Annotated in this window: 21 protein-coding genes; 4 read left to right on the top strand and 17 right to left on the bottom strand. The window is 67.6% G+C overall.

All coding sequences use genetic code 11. The features are described 5' to 3' along the window. Window positions 1–3: 3 nt before the first annotated feature. Window positions 4–438 carry a DUF2149 domain-containing protein gene (locus BKK80_RS26645; RefSeq protein ID WP_084545772.1) on the bottom strand — a complete coding sequence of 145 codons (435 nt, stop codon included), beginning with the start codon at window positions 436–438 and terminating at the stop codon, window positions 4–6. Beyond that, the gene (locus tag BKK80_RS26640; protein ID WP_071020417.1) at window positions 438–1094 is read right to left on the bottom strand and encodes a MotA/TolQ/ExbB proton channel family protein; all 657 of its coding nucleotides are present in this window, start codon (window positions 1092–1094) and stop codon (window positions 438–440) included. Before BKK80_RS26640 ends, BKK80_RS26645 begins: the two co-directional genes overlap by 1 nt. 666 nt (window positions 1095–1760) lie before the next feature. On the opposite strand from BKK80_RS26640, the gene BKK80_RS26635 reads away from it, so the two are divergent. Beyond that, a complete protein-coding gene (locus BKK80_RS26635) occupies window positions 1761–2534 on the top strand; it encodes a GntR family transcriptional regulator (protein WP_071020420.1) in 774 nt (257 codons plus the stop codon). Between the two features lie 100 nt (window positions 2535–2634). Here BKK80_RS26635 and BKK80_RS26630 read toward each other — a convergent pair whose 3' ends face one another. From BKK80_RS26630 to BKK80_RS26560, 15 genes are all read right to left on the bottom strand, one after another. Continuing rightward, a complete protein-coding gene (locus BKK80_RS26630; protein ID WP_084545771.1) occupies window positions 2635–4011 on the bottom strand; it encodes a spinster family MFS transporter in 1377 nt (458 codons plus the stop codon). A gap of 92 nt (window positions 4012–4103) precedes the next feature. Next, entirely contained in the window at window positions 4104–4391 is a 288-nt protein-coding gene (locus BKK80_RS26625) for a hypothetical protein (RefSeq protein WP_156811492.1), read from the bottom strand. Between the two features lie 53 nt (window positions 4392–4444). After that, window positions 4445–4906 (bottom strand): PaaI family thioesterase, encoded by a 462-nt coding sequence (locus BKK80_RS26620; RefSeq protein WP_071071954.1) that lies wholly within the window; start codon window positions 4904–4906, stop codon window positions 4445–4447. Window positions 4907–4928: 22 nt separating this feature from the next. Beyond that, window positions 4929–5702, bottom strand: a complete 774-nt coding sequence (locus BKK80_RS26615; protein ID WP_071020428.1) for an enoyl-CoA hydratase/isomerase family protein — start codon at window positions 5700–5702, stop codon at window positions 4929–4931. A 21-nt stretch (window positions 5703–5723) separates the two neighbouring features. Further along, window positions 5724–6386: an RraA family protein gene (locus BKK80_RS26610; RefSeq protein WP_071039904.1), complete on the bottom strand. Its 663-nt coding sequence runs from the start codon at window positions 6384–6386 to the stop codon at window positions 5724–5726. Window positions 6387–6388: 2 nt separating this feature from the next. Then, window positions 6389–7051, bottom strand: a complete 663-nt coding sequence (locus BKK80_RS26605; protein WP_071071952.1) for an RraA family protein — start codon at window positions 7049–7051, stop codon at window positions 6389–6391. A 16-nt stretch (window positions 7052–7067) separates the two neighbouring features. Next, window positions 7068–7730: an RraA family protein gene (locus BKK80_RS26600; protein WP_071020437.1), complete on the bottom strand. Its 663-nt coding sequence runs from the start codon at window positions 7728–7730 to the stop codon at window positions 7068–7070. 53 nt (window positions 7731–7783) lie between these two features. Next, a complete protein-coding gene (locus tag BKK80_RS26595) occupies window positions 7784–8782 on the bottom strand; it encodes a DODA-type extradiol aromatic ring-opening family dioxygenase (RefSeq protein ID WP_071020438.1) in 999 nt (332 codons plus the stop codon). Window positions 8783–8798: 16 nt separating this feature from the next. Then, entirely contained in the window at window positions 8799–10043 is a 1245-nt protein-coding gene (locus BKK80_RS26590; protein WP_071020441.1) for a CaiB/BaiF CoA transferase family protein, read from the bottom strand. 60 nt (window positions 10044–10103) lie between these two features. Beyond that, window positions 10104–10553: a Zn-ribbon domain-containing OB-fold protein gene (locus BKK80_RS26585; RefSeq protein ID WP_071071950.1), complete on the bottom strand. Its 450-nt coding sequence runs from the start codon at window positions 10551–10553 to the stop codon at window positions 10104–10106. Window positions 10554–10555: 2 nt separating this feature from the next. Next, the gene (locus BKK80_RS26580; protein WP_071020446.1) at window positions 10556–11719 is read right to left on the bottom strand and encodes a thiolase domain-containing protein; all 1164 of its coding nucleotides are present in this window, start codon (window positions 11717–11719) and stop codon (window positions 10556–10558) included. Between the two features lie 155 nt (window positions 11720–11874). Beyond that, window positions 11875–12867, bottom strand: coding sequence for a tripartite tricarboxylate transporter substrate-binding protein (locus BKK80_RS26575; protein ID WP_071071948.1), 993 nt, complete (start codon window positions 12865–12867; stop codon window positions 11875–11877). An 84-nt stretch (window positions 12868–12951) separates the two neighbouring features. Beyond that, a complete protein-coding gene (locus BKK80_RS26570; protein ID WP_071071946.1) occupies window positions 12952–14064 on the bottom strand; it encodes an acyl-CoA dehydrogenase family protein in 1113 nt (370 codons plus the stop codon). 13 nt (window positions 14065–14077) lie between these two features. Then, the gene (locus tag BKK80_RS26565; RefSeq protein ID WP_071039901.1) at window positions 14078–15280 is read right to left on the bottom strand and encodes an acyl-CoA dehydrogenase family protein; all 1203 of its coding nucleotides are present in this window, start codon (window positions 15278–15280) and stop codon (window positions 14078–14080) included. 9 nt (window positions 15281–15289) lie between these two features. Continuing rightward, window positions 15290–17443: an acetate--CoA ligase family protein gene (locus tag BKK80_RS26560; RefSeq protein ID WP_071039900.1), complete on the bottom strand. Its 2154-nt coding sequence runs from the start codon at window positions 17441–17443 to the stop codon at window positions 15290–15292. 456 nt (window positions 17444–17899) lie between these two features. Between BKK80_RS26560 and BKK80_RS26555 the strand changes: the two genes are divergently transcribed. Genes BKK80_RS26555 through BKK80_RS26545 form a run of 3 tightly spaced genes read left to right on the top strand, consistent with a single transcriptional unit; the run spans window position 17900 to window position 20103 of the window. After that, complete coding sequence (locus BKK80_RS26555; protein ID WP_236903973.1) at window positions 17900–18697, top strand: GntR family transcriptional regulator; 798 nt, start codon at window positions 17900–17902, stop codon at window positions 18695–18697. Continuing rightward, window positions 18694–19095, top strand: a complete 402-nt coding sequence (locus BKK80_RS26550; RefSeq protein WP_071071944.1) for a RidA family protein — start codon at window positions 18694–18696, stop codon at window positions 19093–19095. Before BKK80_RS26555 ends, BKK80_RS26550 begins: the two co-directional genes overlap by 4 nt. Before the next feature lie 6 nt (window positions 19096–19101). Continuing rightward, on the top strand, window positions 19102–20103 hold the full coding sequence (locus tag BKK80_RS26545; RefSeq protein ID WP_071020465.1) for an amidohydrolase family protein: 1002 nt from the start codon (window positions 19102–19104) through the stop codon (window positions 20101–20103). Window position 20104: the final 1 nt, after the last annotated feature.

Genomic DNA, 20104 nt, shown 5'->3' with positions numbered 1-20104 from the left:
GGTTCAGCGCGGGCCGGCAGGTGCCGCCTGCAGCGGCGCGGCGGCGGCAGAGGCGGCGGCGGCAGGCGAAGCGCCGGCCTCGGGCACGTACACCACGCTGCCGTCGGGCAGGCGGTACGCCACGCCCAGCCGCGTGCCCTCGCCCGCCTTCTGCTCGGGCGTGATGCGGCTGACCTTGATCTCCTTGCGGTTCTTCTCGGTCAAATGCAGTTCGCCGGTGCGGGGGTCGCGCTGGACCAGGGTGAACTGCGCCTCGGGGTTGAACAGCTGGGCGAGGCTGAAGGCCTGCATCAGCGCCACCATCAGGCCCACGGCAAAGACGATGGAGGCGTCGAACAGGTTGGCGACGCCGGCCAGCGGATCCTCGCGGTGGATGGAAGTCAGCTCGCCCAGCACGCGGCGGCGCCGCACGAAGCGGCGTTGCAGCGGCCGCGCCATCAGGCGGCCGCCCCCGCGCCGGCCGGCAGGGCCCGCAGCACCAGTTCGCTGAGGTTCTCCATCTCCTTCAGGTCGGCGCGTGCCCAGCGCTCGCGCGTCAGCGTCAGCACGTAGGCGATGCCACCCAGCACCAGCCCGCACACGACGGCGCCGAAGCCGACCACCAGATGGCTGACCATGCTGCCCATGTCGCCCGACAGCAGCGACTGCAGCGCCGGCCCGAGCGGGATGATGGTGCCGGCCAGCCCCAGCATGGGCGCGATGCGCACCAGGGTGCGCGACAGGTCGAGGCGGTTGGCGATGCGGATCTCCTCGCGCTGCAGCGTCTCGTCCAGCCACAGGTCGAGGTGCTCGTGCGAATCGAGCTGGGCCAGCCGTTGCTGCAGCAGGGCCCAGAAGCGTGCCAGCGAGGGAGACAGCGCGACGTCGTCGAGGCTGGCCGAGCGGCCGCTGCCGGGCGCCGGCAAGCGCGCCGCCAGCGCGTTCGCCACCGCCGGCAGGTCGGTGGCGGCGGTGTGCGCGCGCCGCCGCGCCTGCACCAGCAGCGCGCCGAGGTCGGCCAGCGACAGCGCGAACAACACCAGCAGCGCCACCGCCACCGGCCAGAAGAATGCCGTCGACAGGCGGTAGAAGATCTCGATGACGATGCTTTCCATGGGATCGCGCCTGCAGGCGGGTTCGGAGTGAGAGGCGGGCATGGCCGAGCGCCGGCCAATGGCGGTGCGCGGCTGTCCGCGGTCGGCGGGCGCGCCCGGAGCGCACCGGACATGCCGTCATGCGCCAATCCGGTGCAGCGGCCGCGCCGGCCTCCGCCCCTGCGCCGCGACGGGTCGCCATTGTAGCCAAGGCGCGCGCCGCGCGCCTACCTGATCGACGCATGTCGACGACATCGCGATACAGGGCGCTAGTGTCCTGAGTCTTGAATTCGTGGAGAACCAGGAAGCCGTTTCAAAAAGAGTTGCTGGGTACTCAAGGCGAACCTGCAAGGCGGGCCTGCGGGCCTGCGGACCTGTTAACCTCATCCGTTGTGAGAACAGGACAGAGGGGATGGGCAAGCCGATCACCGACGACGGATGGTGGGCACCGATCGAACCGCTTCCGCCGCCAGCAAAGCCTGCCTGGGAGACCGCCCGGGGCGGCCCGGGCCGGGCGTGCGCGCAATCCGAGGCAATACGCCACATGGGCCGTCAGGGTAGCGGATCTGCGCCGCTCACCGCGCCATCCTGCCTGGCGGTGAATGCCAAAAGATTGATTTGGTATACTCGAACCCGGCCGTGCATACGGCGAAATGCCCATCAACGACATCACTGGCATAGCACTCAATGACCTTGTCGAAAAAGCCGAGCATGGCAAGTGAAATCAAGAGCACTATTCAGGCCGAGATCGAGAGCGGGGCCTTCCCGCCCGGCGCGCTTCTGGACGAGCGCACGCTGGCAGAACGATTCAGCGTGTCGCGGACCCCGGTCCGGGAGGCGCTGCAGCAACTGGCTGTCCAGAATCTTGTCAGGATTGCTCCGCGAGTCGGAGTATTCGTCTCTCGCCTCTCCATCCCCCAATTGCGCGAAACCCTGGAGCTCCTTGCCGAACTCGAGGCCATCGCGGCCAAGTTCGCGGCCCGTCGGATGGATGACTCCCAGCGCGCCGAACTCCAGGCGCTGGCCCGGTCGTGTGAGCAAGCGTCCGCAGCGGACGACGGCAAGCAGTTCGGCAAGGCCAACGCGGCATTTCACGAGTTGATTTACGACGCCAGCCGCAACGAATACCTGTCGGAACAGATCAAGAGCATGCGGCGGCTAATGCAGCGCTACCGGCCCAAGATCTTCGGCTCCCAGGCACAGCGCCAGCGCGTGCTGGGCGAGCACCAGACGCTGGTCGACGCCATTCTGCGCGGCGACGAAGCCGCGGCGCAGGAAGCCATGCTGCATCACGCCCCCATTGGCACCACGGGCTTCTCGGAGTTCCTCTCGATGCTCCCCTCCAGCTACCTGGAGGGGGAGACAGCATCGGGCATGGCAGCAGCCACGACGACTGCCGCTGCGGAGCGCCCGCGCGCCCGGCGCGGGCGCAAGCCGGCCAACCCCGTGGTCGAAGCGTAAGCCGTTCGCTGAGTTTCCCGGAACGGCCACACGGGAGCGGGAGCGCATCGCCGAGCGCTTGCGGGACCGCGCCGAACTGCCGGTCCGGCGGGTGCGGCGTTCAGCGGCGATCGATGTGGCGCGCCGCTGAAAAGTAGTGCCATGCGGACCAGACAAGGACGACGCTCATAAGCAGCAAGGCGTAGCGCAGGCCGCTGGCAGCAGCCTGTGTGCAAGCCTGAGACACCGCCCCCGCCGCAGCGTGTCCCTGTGCCCCGGCCGCACTGGCGTGGCAAGTGGCCTGGTAGCCCCCTCCCTTGACCAGGCTGGCGGCAAAGCGGTCGCTCAGCAGTCCGACGGTGGTCGGGCCCAGGCCTTGCCCGACCAGGTTCATCAACAGGAACACGAAGGCCGATGCGGTCGCGCGCATACGCGGCGTCACCAGCCCCTGCACGATCGAGAAGGTCGGCCCGTTCCACACGTTCAACATGATGGTGCAGCCCAGCAGCAGGGGCACCGCCAGACGCCAGTCGGACAGGGTGAACGCCATCGCGGCCAAGGGGAATCCGAGCAGCGTCCCGATGGCCGGTACCCAGGCATACCATCGCTTGTCGCGCGCGCCCAGCGCATCGGAGAGATATCCGCCCAGCGCATTGCCAGCAATACCGCCGACCCCGACGATCAGACCGAATACCATGCCGGCCTGAGCCAGCCCCATGCCGTAGACACGAGCGAGATAGACCGGCAGGAACAGGTTGATGCCATATTGCGCAAATGCGCCGATCACGGTGCCGAGCAGCATCTGCACGAAGGTGCGGCTCGACATCAACAGATGGACCACGCTGCGCAACGGAGGAACTGCAGTGGGTGGTGCGGCGTCGACCTGCGCATGCCGAGGTTCACGCAGCGTCAACCAGGCGAGGACGGCGAGCGCGATCCCCGGCAGGCCTACGGCGAAAAAAGCGTGGCGCCAGCCGAAGTGCTGCGCCGCCCAACCACCGCCTATCGCCCCTGCCAGAACACCGATAGGCGGACCGAAGGCGTACAAAGCCAGCGCCGTCGCCCGTCTCCCCTCTGGGAACTGGTCGGCAATCAGCGCATGAGCGGTCGGGGTGCTGCCGGCCTCGCCGATGCCGACCCCCAGCCGGTAAACGAGCAAGTGCCAGAACCCCCCGGCGGTGCCGCACAGGGCGGTCATGGCCGACCAGGCCGCGATCGAGAGGGAAATGAGCATGACGCGGCTGTAGCGCTCGGCGAGGCGCGCCATGGGAATGCCCAATGCTGAGTAGAAGACCGAGAACGCCAGCCCGCCGAGCACGCCCAACTCGGCATCCGACAGGTTCATCTCCAGCTTGACGGCCTGCCCTACCACCGACAGGAAGATGCGGTCGACGAAGCTCGACGCATAGATGAGGGTCAGCAGCAACAGAAACCACGTGGAGTACAGGCCGCGCTTCGACGATCTTGTACCCGCCACCACCCCGGCCAGTTCTTTCATTTCCTTGTCTCCTTGCATTCTTCCAACGCCAGGCGCCGGTCTGCTGCCGTTGCCGACGGAACCACTCTTGCCACCCACGCGCGTTGCTTCGCTCACCCGGCGGCCTGCAAAGTATCCTGCAAGCGCCGGCAGGCAGCCCAGAACAGCGCCCGTAGCGCCGTGTCATCCACGTCAGCGACCGCCTGCCGGCACGGTGCCAGATAGCGCACCACGGGCAGGCCGAGTTCCACCGCCGACGCCATGCAAACCAGTCGGCCCCGCCCGTCGGCCGCCGCCATCCAGGCATCGAACAAGCCCGACAGCGCCGCCGCATCAGTCACCGGCGCGGAGGCGGCAAGCTTCCGCGCGGCCAACAGCGCACGGCGCGTCGTGTTGCGCACGTCCCGGCGCACGTGGGCCCGCGCCCCGGCGGGCGTAGGCTCTTGACGACCGTTCACGCCGCTGCCGCGCGACGGCTATCGCCGCCGCGCACGATCATGCAGGTCGCGACGGCCGACGCCACCACGCGGCCCTCCTGCAGCAACTCGCCGGCGACGTTACAGATATCCCTGCCGCGGCGTACAAGTGTGGCACGCCCCTGCAGAGGCCCCGCCTGCGCCGCGCGCAAGAAGGTCACGTTCAGGTTCAGGGTGGCGCAGGCCTCGCCTTCCCCGAGCGTGGCGGTCACCAGCATCGCCGTCACGTCGTCCAGCATGGCGCTCAGCATGCCCCCCTGAACCTGGCCTGCCGGGTTGAGGAAGGATTCCGTCGCCTGGTAGGCGGAGGTGAGCGCGCCCGCCTCCAGATCCACCGTCCCGATCTTCCCGCCCAGCAGCGTCGCCACGGGCGGCGGTGCCGCATCGCCGCGCTGCAATCGCTTGAAATAGCCGTCCTGGCCGATACCTTCCCGATTCATATCCAATCTCCCGCCATCGGTTTCAGCGGCCGTGAAAACGCGGCGCGCGCCTTTCCCGCCAAGCCTGCGCGCCCTCGGCCAGATCCTCCGAGGCGTCCGCCAGCGCGATATCCCGTGCGATGTCCCCCGCATCGAGCTGGCCGGCCGCGATGCGATTCAAGTGTTTTTTCATGCCCAGCAACGCCAGCGGTGCCATGCCGGCCAGTTCCCCGCCAAGGCGCCCGGCCTCGGCTTCCAGCGCCGCGCTATCGGGCAGGAGCTTGTCGAGGAAGCCGCAGTCCAGCATCTGCTGCGCGTCGAGCTTGTCGGCGGCGAGCAGCACTCGCTTGGCCATGCCAAGCCCCAGGCGGGACACATAGCGCTCGAGCCCCCCACGGTAGAACAGCAGGCCGAGCCGAGCCGCCGGCACAAACATCTCGCAGCCTGGTGCTCCGAGGCGGAAATCGCAGGCCAGCGCGAGATCGGTCGCCCCGCCGTAGACACCGCCGTTGAGTATGGCAATCGTCACAGGGCGGGCCGCCTCCAGCGCCGCAGCGAGCGCCTCGAAGCGCGCACCGGCCTCGCTGCCGCCGACCTCCCCGATATTGAAGCCGCTGCAGAAATGGCGTCCCGTGCCGCGCAATCGCAGCACCAGCACGCCAGGCGCGGCATCGACCTCAGCGAGCTGCTGGCGCAGCTGTTCGAGATCCGACAGTTCGAGGCGGTTGGCCACATCAGGTCGGCGCAGGGTGATGGTGGCGATCGCACCATCGATGTCGAGCTGCGGCGGCAGGCCGCGGGGAGAGTCCGTCGTCATCTTTGTCCGCCGTCGGTGGAATCAGTGAAAGCCATAAATCTGCATGGTCGACTCACCCGCCTGCACGCGCGCGAGGATGGCCGCCTCGTCCAGTTCGCGCTGGCGCGCCTTCGCCACCACTGCCTCGGCACGCTCGCGCGCCAGCACGACTACGCCATCGGCATCGCCGACCACCAGGTCGCCCGCGGCCACGCTCACATCGCCGATCAGCACCGGCTCATTGAGCCAGCCGATGGCGCCATAGTCCTTGCCGGTCCCGCGGATGCACAAGCCACGCGCGAACACCGGAAAACCGATTTCCTCGAGCAGCACACCATCGCGCACGCAGCCGTCGATGACCAGGCCGCCGAGGCCTTTCACCTTGGCGGCGGTAGTCATGATCTCGCCCCAGTAACCATGCTCGAAGACGCCGCTGGCATGTACCACCAGCACATCGCCGGGCCGGGCGATCTCCAGCGCGCGGTGCAGCCACAGGTTGTCGCCGCCCGGTGAGTGCACGGTCAGGGCCGGGCCGCTCAGCCGGAAGGACGGGGCCACCGGCTTGATGGCACTCGGCAGGGCCCCGGCCTTGCCGCCGGCCTCATGCAGCGTGGCGGTCGGCAGCGCACGCGCCGCCTCCACCAGCGCCGGCGCCACCCGCTCGAATGCTGTCCGCGTGGTGGACGCGGCGTCGTGTTCCTTCATGCTCAGGCTCCCTTGGTCTGCAGTTGGTGATAACGGAACTGCCGGCGCGCCTCGTCGAGGCGCATGCCACCACGCACAGCCTCGCGGATCGATTCCTCGGCGCGCTCCACCGCTTCGGCGGTATCCAGCACCGCGGCCTCGTGTTCACGTGGAATGACCACCACGCCATCCGCATCACCCCGCACGATGTCGCCGGGCTGCACCCGCGCGTCACCGATGTTGACCGGGACGTTGGTCGCTTCCACCTGCACGCGATCCTTACCGGTGCGCATCCAATGGCCTTTGCTGAACACCGGATAGCCCAGCTTGCGGCACAGCGCCACGTCGCGGCAGACACCGTCGATCACCGTGCCTGCGATGCCGCGGCGGTGGGCGATCTCGGTCAGGATGTCACCCCATACGGTGGCGTTGTCGCGCCCGCCGTTGTCCAGCACCAGCACGCTGCCGGGCGGCACGTCGTCGATGTAGTCGCCCACCGTGCCGGGCGGATTGGCCGCCGGGCCGTACTGGAGCGTAAAGGCGCGGCCCGCCATGGCGAAGCCTTCGCCGCGCGCCTGGATGCGGTAGCACTGCCCGGCGATCCCGAGCTTGTCGAGCGCGTCGCTCAGTGTGGCGGTATCCAGCCTGCCGGCCCGTTCAATGTTGATGTCTTCTTTCTGGCTCATGATGTCCTGCTCCTCCTCAGCTCTGCAGCATGTGTTCGTAGTTGCCGCCCATGACCTCGCCAATCGGCGTCCCGGCCAGGATCGCCTTGGACATTGCAGCTTCCTTGAGCACGATGGCCTCCGCCGTTTCGAGCACGCGCTCGATGTCCTGGGACGAGATGAAGATCACCGCGCTACGGTCCGCCAGCACGTAATCGCCGGCATGAACCGTCACGTGGCCTACCTCGACGGCCACGTTGGTACCTTTCTCGACCACGCGCCCACGCGCCGTCAGCGACGTCAACCCGCGGCTGAACACCGGGAAGTCGAAGCCGATGGCTTCGTCGATATCGCGCACCGGGCCGTCGGCGACCACGCCAGCCACGCCGCGCACCTTGGCGCCCAGCGACAGTAAGCCACCCCAGCTGCCGGCCTCGACGCCGCTGCGCTGCTCGACCACGATCACGTTGTCGGGACCGGCCGCCTCGATCGCGGTGCAACCCAGATGGCGCGCCGGGCCTTCCGGTGGCGCGCCGGTGCCGAGCTTGACGGTAACGGCGCGTCCGGCGATGCGTCCGGCGCCGGAGCGCTGCGGCAGCCCTGTCACCACACCGGGAAGGCGCAATTTGTCGAGCGCATCGGAAACCGCGCAGCAGTCAAGCCGGCGCAGCCGCTGCACGTGGGAATCGTATTGAGTCATGATGTGTTCTCCGTGTTCTCCGTGTTCTTTTCGATGATTGGCGCGGCCGGCGCTCAATCGAGCGTGCGCCAGGCGGCAAAGCACAGTCCGGTGCCGGTCAGGGCCGGGCTGCGGTAGCCTGGCGTGTAAGACACCCACTCGAGGTCCAGGTCCTTGACTGCCTCGACCGCAATCAGCCAGTTGCGGATCTCCGAACTGCCCGCCTGCAGTTGCTTGGGGTCGAGCGCGGCCAGGTAGGCAGTGTCCTTGCGGCGGATGGCGTCGATGATGCCCTCGTCCAGCGCTTCGTCGACGACAAAATGACTCAACCCGCCGGATGCCAGCACCCCCACGCGCAGGTCTTCCGGATAGCCCGCGATCAACTCGCGCAACGTGGCGCCGAGCTGGATACATCGCCGCGGCGTGGGCTGATTGGGCGGGTCGAAGGTGTTGACGATGACCGGCACCACGGGCAGATCAATGCCCTGCAGGTAGCGGCGGTGAATGAAGGAGAAGGCGTGGCCCTCGAACTGCCCGCGTTCGAGCCCGTCCATGGCGGCAATGTCGAAGTCGCGGTCGCAGAGTTCGCGGATCAGCCAGCGCGCCATGCCGGCTGCCACCGGATATTCGCGGTCGGCATCCGGCTCCTGGCGCGCCATGCGCGCCTTCTTGTACCAACCGTCCGACAAGCCCTCCTCGCGCTTCGCGTTGCGGATGGTCTCGCCGTAGTAGATGGCGAAGGCCGGGTTGTTGGTAGTGCGGAACAATTCGGTCTGGTCATCGCCGACCACGAGCAGCACGTCCAGCCTCGCAGCGTGAATGCGGTCGCGCAAGGTATCCATCGCGGCTTCCGCCTGGTCGAAGCGCTCGCCCATGCGTTCCGGCGTCACCATCGCCTCGGCGTCCGGTGGCGCGATGGCCAGCAGCTTTTCGTAAGTGGTGGCGTTGCCCTCGCTGTCGTAATAGTGGGGGTTCTTCGGGTCTACCTGGCGAAAGCCATGCTGCCAGTCCTCGCGCTGGGATACCAGCATGATGCTGTGCGACGAGCCGAATGCGGCGACCAGTCTTGCCATGTCAATGTCCTTGGAGTCAAACGATGAAGCCTGCGCGCAGCTCGGCGATGCGCTCGGCGCTGTAGCCCAGCTCGGTGAGAATGCCGTCGGTGTGCTCGCCCTGCCGCGGCGCCGGGCGCGGCGGAGCTTCGCGCTGGTAACGCGACAGCCGCATCGGCTGGCCCACCAGCGAGATGTCGCCTAGTTCCGGATGCATCATCGGCCAGGCGATACCCAGGTGCCTCACCTGCGGATCGGCGAACACCTGGTCGACGCGATGGATCGGACCGCATGGAACACCGGCCGCGAGCAACCGTTCGGTCCACTCGGCGGTGGTGCGCTGCCGCAGCGCCGCCTCGACGGCAGCGTTGACCCGCTCGCGGTTCTTGACCCGCTCGGGATCCGATCCCATGCCCGGCTCCGCCACCAGCTGCGGCACGCCAAGCGCTTCGCACAGGCGCCGCCACATGGTCTGGCCGATGGCGGCGATATTCAGGTATCCATCGCTGGTGGCGAACACGCCGGTAGGCACGGTCAGCGGGTGCTCATTGCCGGTCTGCTCCGGTACATTGCCGTCGACCAGCCATTGCGCCGCCTGGAAGTCCAGCATTGCCACCTGTGCCTCCAGCAGCGAGGTCTGCACCCACTGCCCTTCGCCCGACGCCTCCCGCTCCAGCAATGCCGTCAAGATGCCCATGGCGCAGAAGTGCCCCGCGCACAGGTCAGCCAGGGGGATGCCCACCCGCATCGGCCCCTCGCCAGGCTTGCCGGTCACGCTCATCAGCCCCCCCATGCCTTGGGCAATGGAGTCGAAGCCGGGCCAGCGTGCGCAGGGACCGTCTTGGCCGAAGCCGGAGATGCTGGCATAGACCAGGCGAGGATTGACCGCGCGCAAAGCGTCGGGGCCGATGCCGAGGCGGTCCTTGACGTCCGGGCGGAAATTCTCGATGAAAACGTCGGCGCGCTTGACCAGCTCATGCAGAATCTCGCGCCCCGCTGCCGTCTTCATGTTCAGCGTCAGGCTTTCCTTGTTACGGTGCAGGTTCTCGTAGTCAGCGCGATTGTGGTCGCGCCCGCCGATCATGTCGTCGCCACCCGGCGCTCCGGGCGGGATCTCCAGCTTGATCACGCGCGCGCCCATGTCGGCGAACAAACGCATCGCGGTGGGACCGGCGCGCACGCGCGAGGCGTCGATGATGGTGAAACGCGAGAGCGCGCCTCGGCGCGGGCCTGCCTGGCCCGCCTGGCCTGCTTCTCCTGCAGCGCTGTTGTCGTCCTGCATTGGGTAACTCCGTCTTTCGTTGTCGCCGCGCCGGGCCGCTACGTGCGCCCGGCACTGGCCTCAGGCAGCGCCGGCGGGCGCGAACATCGGTACCGCGTGCCCGCCCTCGCTCTGCCGGAACACCACGCACACACGTTGGCCGATAGCGATCCCGCGCGGATCGCAGTCGACCAGGTTGGTCATCATGGTCACGCCCTCGTCCAGCGTGACGAAGGCCAATGTGTATGCCGCCTCGGCGCGCCCCATCGTGCTGTACGAGTAGACCGTGCCGAACCCGCTGGCCTCCTGCCATACGGTGCGCTCGGACAGGCAGTGCGGACAGATGTCGCGCGGGTAGTGGTGCGGCTTGCCGCAATCCAGGCAATGCTTGAGCAGCAGGCGGCCGGCGTCGGCCGCGTCCCAGAAAGCCTGGCTCTCGGGCAGCGTGCGCGGGGCGGGGATCCTGCGCGGGCCGCCCGGGGCGGCTGGCTTGGCGGACTTTTCGGATTGTGCGTTCGTCGTGCTCGTCATGTTCAGATCCTCTCCAGAATCAGCGTCGCGGCGGTGTGGCGCGATGCGAGCGCGCCACCGATGCCACTTGCCAGCGCCAGGTCGCAGTCCTTCACCTGCACCGCGGGGTGCGCCTCGCCGCGCAACTGCCGCACGGCCTCGATCACCTTGGTGACGCCACCCCGGTTGGCCGGATGGTTGTTGCACAGCCCGCCGCCGTCGGTATTGAAGGGCAGCCGTCCCACGCCCGAGATCAGGCCACCGTCCGCGACGAACCTGCCGCCCTCGCCCTTCTTGCAGAAGCCGAGGTCCTCTAGTTGCATCAGTACCGTGATGGTGAAGCTGTCGTACAGCGACGCATACTTGATGTCGGCCGGCGTGACGCCCGCCTCGGCGAAAGCCGCCGGCCCGGCCCAGGCGGCCGCCGACCAGGTCAGGTCGATGTCGCCGCCCCTGGCGTGCTTCGGCGCCTCGCCGGTGCCCTTGATCTTCACCAGCGGACGCTTGAGCTGCCGGGCGATCTCCGGCCGCGCGACGATCAGCGCGCCTCCGCCGTCCGACATCACGCAACAGTCGAGGCGGTGCAGCGGATCGGCGATCATCGGCGAGTTGACCACGTCCTCCACCGTCACCACATTGCGCAGCATGGCGTCAGGGTTGTGCTGGGCGTGGTGGGAGGCTGCCACCTTGATCCATGCCAGCTGCTCGCTGGTGGTGCCGAACTCATGCATGTGGCGCCGGGCCACCATGCCATACAGATTCTGGGTGGCAGGACCGAACGGCAGTTCGAATGCCACGTCGGGTGCGTCCGAATCCGGCGCCTTCAGGGCCAGCGCCGCGCCCGCCGCGCGCGGGCGCCCTGCCAGCGTGATCAGCGCCACGTTGCAGCGGCCGGCGGCAATCGCCTCCGCGGCATGCGCCACATGCAGGATCGGCGCTGAGCCACCGCATTCGGTGGAATCGACGTGGCGCACTTTCAAGCCGAGGTACTCGACCATGGTGGTAGTGCCGAGGCCGGGTGCGTCGCCGGCGCAGAAGTAGCCGTCGATGTCGCTGGCAGACAAGCCGGCGTCGGCCAGCGCCCCCTTGGCGACGTCGGCGTGCAGGCGTGCGACCGAAAGCTCGTCGGCCTTGCGGGTCGGGTGCTCGTAGGCACCCACGATGTATGCGGATCCGTTCAGACTCATGATGATTGCAGAGGTCGGGGGACAGGCAGGCCAGCCACCGCGGTGAAGTCGATCGGTGCCTGCCGCGGACGACCCGATGTCACCCGCAGGGCAAGGCTTCGACCTGCATCACCAACGATTCGGCGGACCTGGCGGCGCGCAAGCGCGCCTCGGTTTCATTGCTCGGGCGTGAATCCACTCGCCTTGATCACAGGGCCCCAGTAGGCCAGCTCACTACGCTGGAGCCGATCGAGTTCGGCAGCGGGACGGAAATCAGGGTGCTGCGTGGCGTTCTGCGTCAGGGTGTGCTGGACTTCCGGCATTGCCAGCACCTTGCCTAGTGCCGCCTGCATGCGCTCGATCTCGGCCTTCGGCGTACGCGCCGGTGCCCAGACGGCCGCCCACGCCTCAGCAGCGTCGACCTTGACCCCCTGCTCGGCCACAGTCGGTACCTCCGGCATCAGCGGCGAGCGCTTAGCGGCGAACACGCCGATTACCTTGACCCTGCCGCTGCGCTGGTGCGGGAGAATGTCGCCCGCCGTCATCACCGCCGCGGCAAGCTGGCCGCCGAGCAGATCCGTGGTGAGCGGTCCATTGCCTTTGTAGGGGACGACATTGAGCGCCACACCCGCCGCCTTGCCGAACTGCAGCCCGGTGAAGTGCGTCTGTCCACCCAGTCCCGCGGTGCCGAACACAGCCTCCTTCGGGTGAGCCTTGACCCAGGCCACGTACTCATTGACATTGCTGACGCCCACCCGCGTGCTGACGACCAACGCCAGCGGATAAGACACGACCATCGCGACCGGTGCCAGATCGGTCAGCAGGTCGTAGCGCAGCGCAGCCGGCGGGTAGAGCAGGGTCGGGAAGATCGCCGTGGCGTTGGGTGCGACCATGTAGGTCGAGCCGTCGGGCGTACTGTTCTTCAGCATGCCGGTAGCCAGCCGGCCGCCCGCGCCCGGTCGGTTGTCGACCACCACGGGCTGGTCGAGGACGATGCGCAGCTTGTCGGCCAGGATGCGCGCCACCGTGTCGGTCGAGCCGCCCGGCGGGAATCCCACCAACAGCCGGATCGGCTGCCGCTCCTGAGCGGCTGTCATCGCGGCCCACCCGATGCCCAGTCCGGCCGCGAGGACGATCCCGGTGCGGCGTAGCTTGCTGAAAATGGCCATCTGCTGTCTCCTTGCGTCTGTCTCTCGACGCTTTGGCTGTTGTCGATCTTGTCTTTCCGCGCGCGCCCAGCGATGCAGCGGAACCTAGGACGCCGCGGCGAAGCGGTCCAGGTGATATGAGGCATCGCCGAACAGTTGGCCGATCACCAGCAGTCGCTTGGCGTAGTGGCCGACGCGGCATTCGTCGGTCATGCCCATGGCGCCATGCATCTGGATCGCCCACTCGCCGACCTGACGTCCAGCCTGGCCGGCCACCACCTTGGCGGCGGAGACCAGGCGGCGGCGCAGCGCCGGCTCACCGGCATCCACCGCCATGGCCGCGGCGCAAGCCATCGACTTGCACTGTTCGAGCGCGATCAGCATGTCGGCGACGCGATGCTGCAACACCTGGAACCTGGCCAGTAGAGCGCCGAACTGCTTGCGTGTCCTGAGTTGCTCGGCGCTCAGGTCGATCAGCGCTTGCAGCGCGCCAGCGGCTTCCGCGCACAGCGCGGCGTTGACTCGGTCGGCCGTGGCTTCGATGCCAGGCAATGCCCCGCCCACCTCGCCCAGTACATCTCCGGCCGTCAGCGCCACGCCTCGCAGCGTCACGCTGGCCGCGCGGCGGCCATCCAGCGTGGCAAAGTCCTGCACTTCGACACCCGGCGCTCCGGCCTCGACCACGAACAAGGTCGGGCCGCCGCCCTCCACCTGCGCCGACACGATCAGCAGTTGCGCCGCGGCGCCATCCAGGACCAGTGTCTTGCCGCCTTCGAGCACCCAGCCCGAACCCTGGCGGCGGGCCTGTGTGGCGGGGCGGCGGTAGTCGTAGCGTGCGCCGGCCTCGTGCAGGGCCAGCGCGGCGCGCGCCCCGCCGCTGGCCAGCGCAGGCAGCCAGCGCTGGCGCTGCGCCGCACTGCCGAGCTGGTCCAGCAATTGGCCGGCGGCCACCACACTGGAGAGCCAGCCGATACCGCCAAGCGCCCGCCCGAGTTCCTGCGCCACCAGCATCGATTCCACCGCGCCCAGACCGCTGCCACCCACGTCGGTACCCAGCGGAAGCCCGAGCAGACCCAGCTCCGCCATGCCTTGCCAGCGCCGCGCGGCCACCTCGGCGGGCTCGTCGTCGCCGCGCTGGTGCGCGGGATACTCGCCGTCGCAAAAGCGCCGCACGGCGTCCTGCAGGGCAATGTGTTCGTCGTTCAGAGAAAAGTCCATGTTCGGTCAGTGGTCAGGCTGCAAGGAAGGCCTTGCTGATCAGGTTGCGCTGCACTTCATTGACGCCGCCGTAGATCGACAGCTTGCGCGCGTCCAGGTAGTTGGCCGCCAACGCGGCCAGTTCCGGCGGCACCGGCGCGCCCTCCCGCTCCAGGCCGGCGGCCTCGAGCAGGTTGCCCTCGCGATCGAACGGCACCGCGCCCGGGCCGGCGATGTCCACCAGCAGCGCATGGATGCCCTGGCGCAACTCAGTGCCACGCACCTTCAGCATCGAGGCCTCGACCGCCGGCACCCGACTGCTCTGGTTGGCGCTGAGCAGGCGCAGCGCGGTGAACTCCAGCGCCATCACCTCGATCTCGAACTGGGCCAGCTTCGATGCCAGCACCGCGTCATGGCCCAGCCCCTGTGCTTGCGCGAGCCGGCGCGCCCGCGCCAGTTGCTGCTTGCACGAGCCGATGCCGGCAATGCCGGTACGCTCGTGGCCGAGCAGGTACTTGCCATACGACCAGCCCTTGTTGCGTTCGCCGACGAGGTTCTCCACCGGCACGCGCACGTTGTCGAGAAAACACTCGTTGAGGTCGGTACCCCCCTCCAGCATGCGGATCGGACGCACCGTCACGCCGGGCGAGGCCATGTCGATCAGCAGGAAAGAGATGCCTTCCTGTGGCTTGGCCGCGTCGGGATCGGTGCGCACCAGGGCGAACATCATCGAGCACCAGTGCGCGTACGAGGTCCATACCTTGTGGCCGTTGACGACGAAGTGCTTGCCGTCCGGCTCCAGCACGGCAGTGGTCCGCAGCGTTGCCAGGTCGGATCCCGCCCCCGGTTCGGAGAATCCCTGCGCCCACCAGGTATTGCTGCGGCGGATATCGGGCAGGTACTTTGCCTTCTGCTCCGGGGTGCCGAAGGCGATCAGTACCGGCCCCAGCATTTGGATACCACTGGCGATGATGCGCGGCGCGTTGCCGAGCATGGTTTCCTCATCGAAGATGTAGCGCTGCACGTGGTTCCAACCGGGACCGCCGTGCTCGACCGGCCAGCCCGGCGTGAGCCAGCCGCGCGACTCCAGGATGCGGAACCACGTCACATAGTCCAGATGCTCCAGGCGCAGGCCCAGTTCGACCTTTCGCTTGATATCGGCGGGCAGGTTCTCGCGCACGAAGGCGCGCACTTCCTGGCGGAATGCCTCGTCGGCGGCGGAAAATTCGAGCTTCATTGCGTTGTCTCAGGCTTGCGGCGCAGCGCACACGACCAGCGCGTCGAGGGCGAGCACACGGTCGGGATAGGCCAGCAGAGGATTGACGTCGATCTCCAGGATGGCCGGATTGGCACGCATCTGCGTTCCGATCAGCGCCACCACGCGTGCGATCGCCCGCACGTCGACCGCCGCCGCACCGCGGATGCCGCGCAGCAGCGAGGCGGCCTTGAGCCGTCCGAGTTCGGTCACAATGTCCTCTTCGGCCAGATCGGCCGGCAACAGGCGCACGTCCTCGAGTGCCTCGATCCAGATGCCACCCAGGCCGACCAGCACAACCGGCCCCCAGCCGGCGTCGCGGCGCGCCCCGACCACCAGTTCGAGCCCGCGCTCGCCCATCTTCTCCACCAGCACACCATCCAGGCGCAGGCCGGGGCGATGCCTGGCGACGTTGTCCTGCAACTGCTGCCAGCCCGCGCGCAAAGCGGCCTCGTCTCCCAGCCCGATGATCACGCCGCCGACATCGCTCTTGTGCGGCAGTTCGCTGGCCTGGGCCTTGATCACCACCGGATAGCCAAGGCTCGCGGCGATCGTGGCCGCATCCTCTACGCTCTGCGCCAGCCCACCGGCTGGCACTGCCACGCCGGCGGCAGCCAGCCATGCCTTGCCCTGATACTCGGCAAACACACCGGAAGGAGGCCGCGGCGCCGGCAACGCCACCGCGACCGGATCGACCTGGTTGGCACGCCGGGCTCGCTGCAGCGCCTCGCCGTAGGCGGTCACGCGCCGGAGCGCACGCAGCGCGCGGTCGGGGGAGCGGAAGAACGGCACGCCGCTGGCGCGGATGGCGTCGACGAAAAACGGCTCGATCGGACCTGCGTCGCCGGTGACCACCAAGACCGCAGGCTTCTCCGCGCGCGCCAGCGCCGGCACGATGTGCTCGGCCTTGTCGCGCTGGGCTACCGTCGGACCTGCCGGGATGCTGAGCACGATGCTGCCGATGTTGTCGTCGGCCAACATGGCCAGCAGCAGTTCGCCCACCAGCCCAGGCTGGCGCACGCTGATGGTGGTGTAGTCGAGCGGGTTCTCGGCCACCGCGTAGGCCGGCAGCATGGCCTGCAGGCGCGCCGTCGTCTGCTCGCCCAGCGCAGGCAGGTCCAGGTCCAGCGCATCGCAGAAATCCAGCGCGATGTTCTTCATCGCGCCAGACCCGGTCATGAAAGCCGGGCCGCCGCTCGGCGGCACCGGAAACCGCAGCAGGATCGCAGCGGCATCGAACAACTCGTCCAGCGAATCCACCAGCACCACGGCTTCGCGCGCCAGCGCCGCCGAGGCGGTGGCGTGATCGCCAGCGAGCGCACCGGTATGCGACTGCGCGGCCTCGCGTGCCCGCGCACTGCGCCCCGGCATCAGCATCACCACAGGCTTGCCCGCCTCGCGCGCCTGCCGCGCCAGGCGCAGAAACGTCTGCGGGCGGCGCACCTGTTCCGCATAGACGGCGATCACGCGCGTCTGCGCATCGGCGATGTAGTGCGCCAGCACATCTTCCAGCCCCAGCACTGCCTCGTTACCCGTCGACACCACCGCAGTCAGCGGCAGACCCCGGCCGCTCAGCGCATCGCGCACATTGGCCGCCATGGCGCCGCTCTGCGCCACCACGCCCACGCCGGCCCGGCCCGCGGCCGGCTGCGGAGCAAGCGGCTCGAAGGTCACCGGCACACCCACTTCGAAATTGGTAAAGCCCATGCAATTCGGGCCCAGCAGCAGGATCCCGCTGTCACGCGCCACCCGCGCCAGCTCTTCCTGCTTGACGCGCCCCGTCTCGCCCGCCTCCGCGTAGCCGGAGGCGAACAACACGGCAGCATGGGTGCCGCGCGCCGCCAGACCACGCACGGCGTCCAGCACACCGGCCTCGGGAATCGCCAGTACTGCCAGGTCTATCCCTTGCGGCAGCGCGTCCACCGTTTTGACGCAGGGCCGGCCGTTGATTTCGGTGCTGCTGCGGCTGACCAGGTGTACGGCGCCGGCGTAGCCGAAACGCTCCAGGTTGTCCAAGACGAATCCGCCGAACGAGCGGGGGTCGGCCGACGCCCCGACGATAGCGATCGATGCTGGCGCAAGGATGCGGCCCAGCGGCAGCAACGCCTGCTCCGGTGAAGCGGGGGAAGCGATGGAAGGATTCATGGGAAGTACGCCTTGCAACCTTGCGATGGAAGAAGAAGCACAGGAACACGTGCGAACCAGGGGTGAGCCGCACGACATCTCCTGTATTTTTGAGAATTCTGGCATACACAAAAAGCAATTTCAATACACCAGATAAAATTATTGGCATCCAATCATAAGTGTTTACCCGCAAGGATCCCGACAGCCGCAGCACGCCGGATGGTGAGGCCCCTTGGGCCAAGGCCGGGCACGTAGCAGTACAGCGCCGGATGCTTCCCGCAGCGCGCCGCACGCGGATAGTTCGCCACATGACGCTGCAACATAACGCTGCAACTGGCATACGCCGATACAAAGATCGAGCCCAGCAGCCAACATCCGCGCATCATTCTTCTTCCTATTTGCATACCACAATAGTTGTGTTGTATATTTTCTGGCAGGAAAACTGCAAGCTCCCTGCTGGCCCAGCGCGCACGCATCATGACCGCTACTCAAACAAGACCTGTCGCATCCGCGGCCCCGATGGCAGCGGGCTCCGCGTCCGCCGCCGGCGAGCCTGGCGGTCGTGCCAGCCTCGCCGGCGACATACGCTCGACGCTGGCCGCAGAGATCGAGAACGGCATCCTGCCGCCGGGCACCCCGCTGGACGAACGGGCGCTGGCACAGCGTTTCAACGTCTCGCGGACGCCGGTTCGCGAGGCGATACAACAGTTGTTGGCAAGCGATCTGGTATGCATTGTTGCGCGCCATGGTGTATCCGTTACGCGCATGTCGATCAGTGAAGTGCGTTCGATGCTCGAATATGTGGGCGAACTGGAGGCATTGGCGGCCAAGCTCGCCGCGCGCCGGGGTGACTCCACGCTGCACGGGGCGCTTGAAGACGGCTTACGCCAATGCCGGCAAGCCGCCGAACAGGCGGATGCGGCGGGATACGCCGCAGCCAACACCGCATTTCACGAGGCTATCTACGCCGGCTGCCGCAACGACTACCTTGCCAGCCAGATCCGCTATGCCCGCCGCCGCGTGCAGCGCTACCGGCCGCGCGACTTCGTCACCCAAGCGCAGATCATGCATTCGCTGCAGGACCACGAGCGCATCGCGCAAGCGATTGTCAGCGGTGACGAAGGACACGCCGCCGATGCCATGACGCTGCACGTTCCGGCTGGCACGACAGGCTTCGCCGAATTCCTGGCCATGGTCCCGCCGCATTTCTTCGAAACCGAGACCGGCTTCCACCGTCATCCGATCACACCGACTGGCCCCACGAGGACTCCATGACCCGACCGCTGCGTTCCATCGATATCCCCGACCTTGCCCATCAGGCGCCGATCCCGGCCGCGGCGCGTGTGGGAAACGTGCTCTGCACTTCTGCCGTGTCCGGCAAGGATCCCGCCACCAGCAAGCTCGCACCGACGGCATCGGGACAGGCCGTGCAGGCCTTTGTCAATTTGAGGCGCGTACTGGAGGCCGGCGGCGCCACGCTGGCCGATGTGGTCAAGCTCACCGTCTACGTCAAGGACGACAGCGTGCGCGAGCCCGTCAACACACAGTGGCTGGCCTGTTTTCCCGATCCGCGCGACCGTCCCGCGCGCCATATCGTCGTGCACGACCTGCAGCACGGCATGCAGTTGCAACTCGAGTGTCTGGCCGTCGTGGCCGACGCGAACCAAGGCTGAAACCCCATGATCATCGATTCCCACGCCCACGTCGTCATGCCCGCCGAGAGCTTCCGCTATATGGCGGAACTTGTCGGCGGCCGTGCCAACCCCTCCACCACGCCGAAAATCGCGGACGACTCCGTGCGCAAGGTAGCGGAAGAGCTGGTCCGCAGCATGGACGCCGTCGGCACCGACGTGCAGTTCATCTCGCCACGGCCTTACCTGCAGATGCACTCGGTCAAGCCAGGGCGCGTCACGGAGCTCTGGTCGCGCCATTGCAACGACCTCATCGCCCGCTACGTCGCGTTGTTCCCCGACCGTTTCCGCGGCGTGGCCGGCCTGCCGCAGTTCATGCTCGAATCGCCCGCCGAGCGCGCCGTGCCGGAACTGGAGCGCTGCGTCAACGAACTGGGCTTCGTCGGCTGCCTGATCAATCCGGACCCTACGGAAGGCGAAGGCCCTACCCCGCCCGGGCTGGGTGACCCGTTCTGGTATCCGCTGTACGAGGCCATGACCCGGCTCGACGTACCCGGCCTGATTCATTCGGCGGGAAGCTGCAGCGCGCGCGAGTCCTACACACTCAAGTTCATCAATGAAGAGAGCATTGCCATCGTCTCTCTGCTCGGTTCCAAGGTATTCGAGCAGTTTCCGGACTTGAAGATCGTCGTCGCTCACGGCGGCGGCGCCATTCCCTACCAGATGGGCCGGTTCCGCGCATGGTCCGCGCGCAAGGGCGAGACCACCGGCTTCGATGAGCAGCTCAAGCGCCTCTACTTCGACACCTGCAACTACTCGCCGGAGGCCATCGATCTGCTGCTCAAGGTGGCGGGCACAGACAACGTGCTGTTCGGCACTGAGAAGCCGGGTACCGGCAGCGCGCGCAACCCGCTGACCGGGCGCGACTACGACGACATGAAGCCCGTGATCGAAGGCATCGAGTGGCTGAGCGAAGCGCAGCGCCGCAACATCTTTGAATGCAATTGCAGACGCGTCTATACGCGCGCCTTTTATCAAGACGGGGAGTGAG

The sequence above is a fragment of the Cupriavidus malaysiensis genome, from assembly GCF_001854325.1.
GTDB lineage: Bacteria > Pseudomonadota > Gammaproteobacteria > Burkholderiales > Burkholderiaceae > Cupriavidus > Cupriavidus malaysiensis.
Note: the sequence above shows the minus strand (reverse complement) of the source record. Positions and strands in the feature narration are given on the sequence as shown.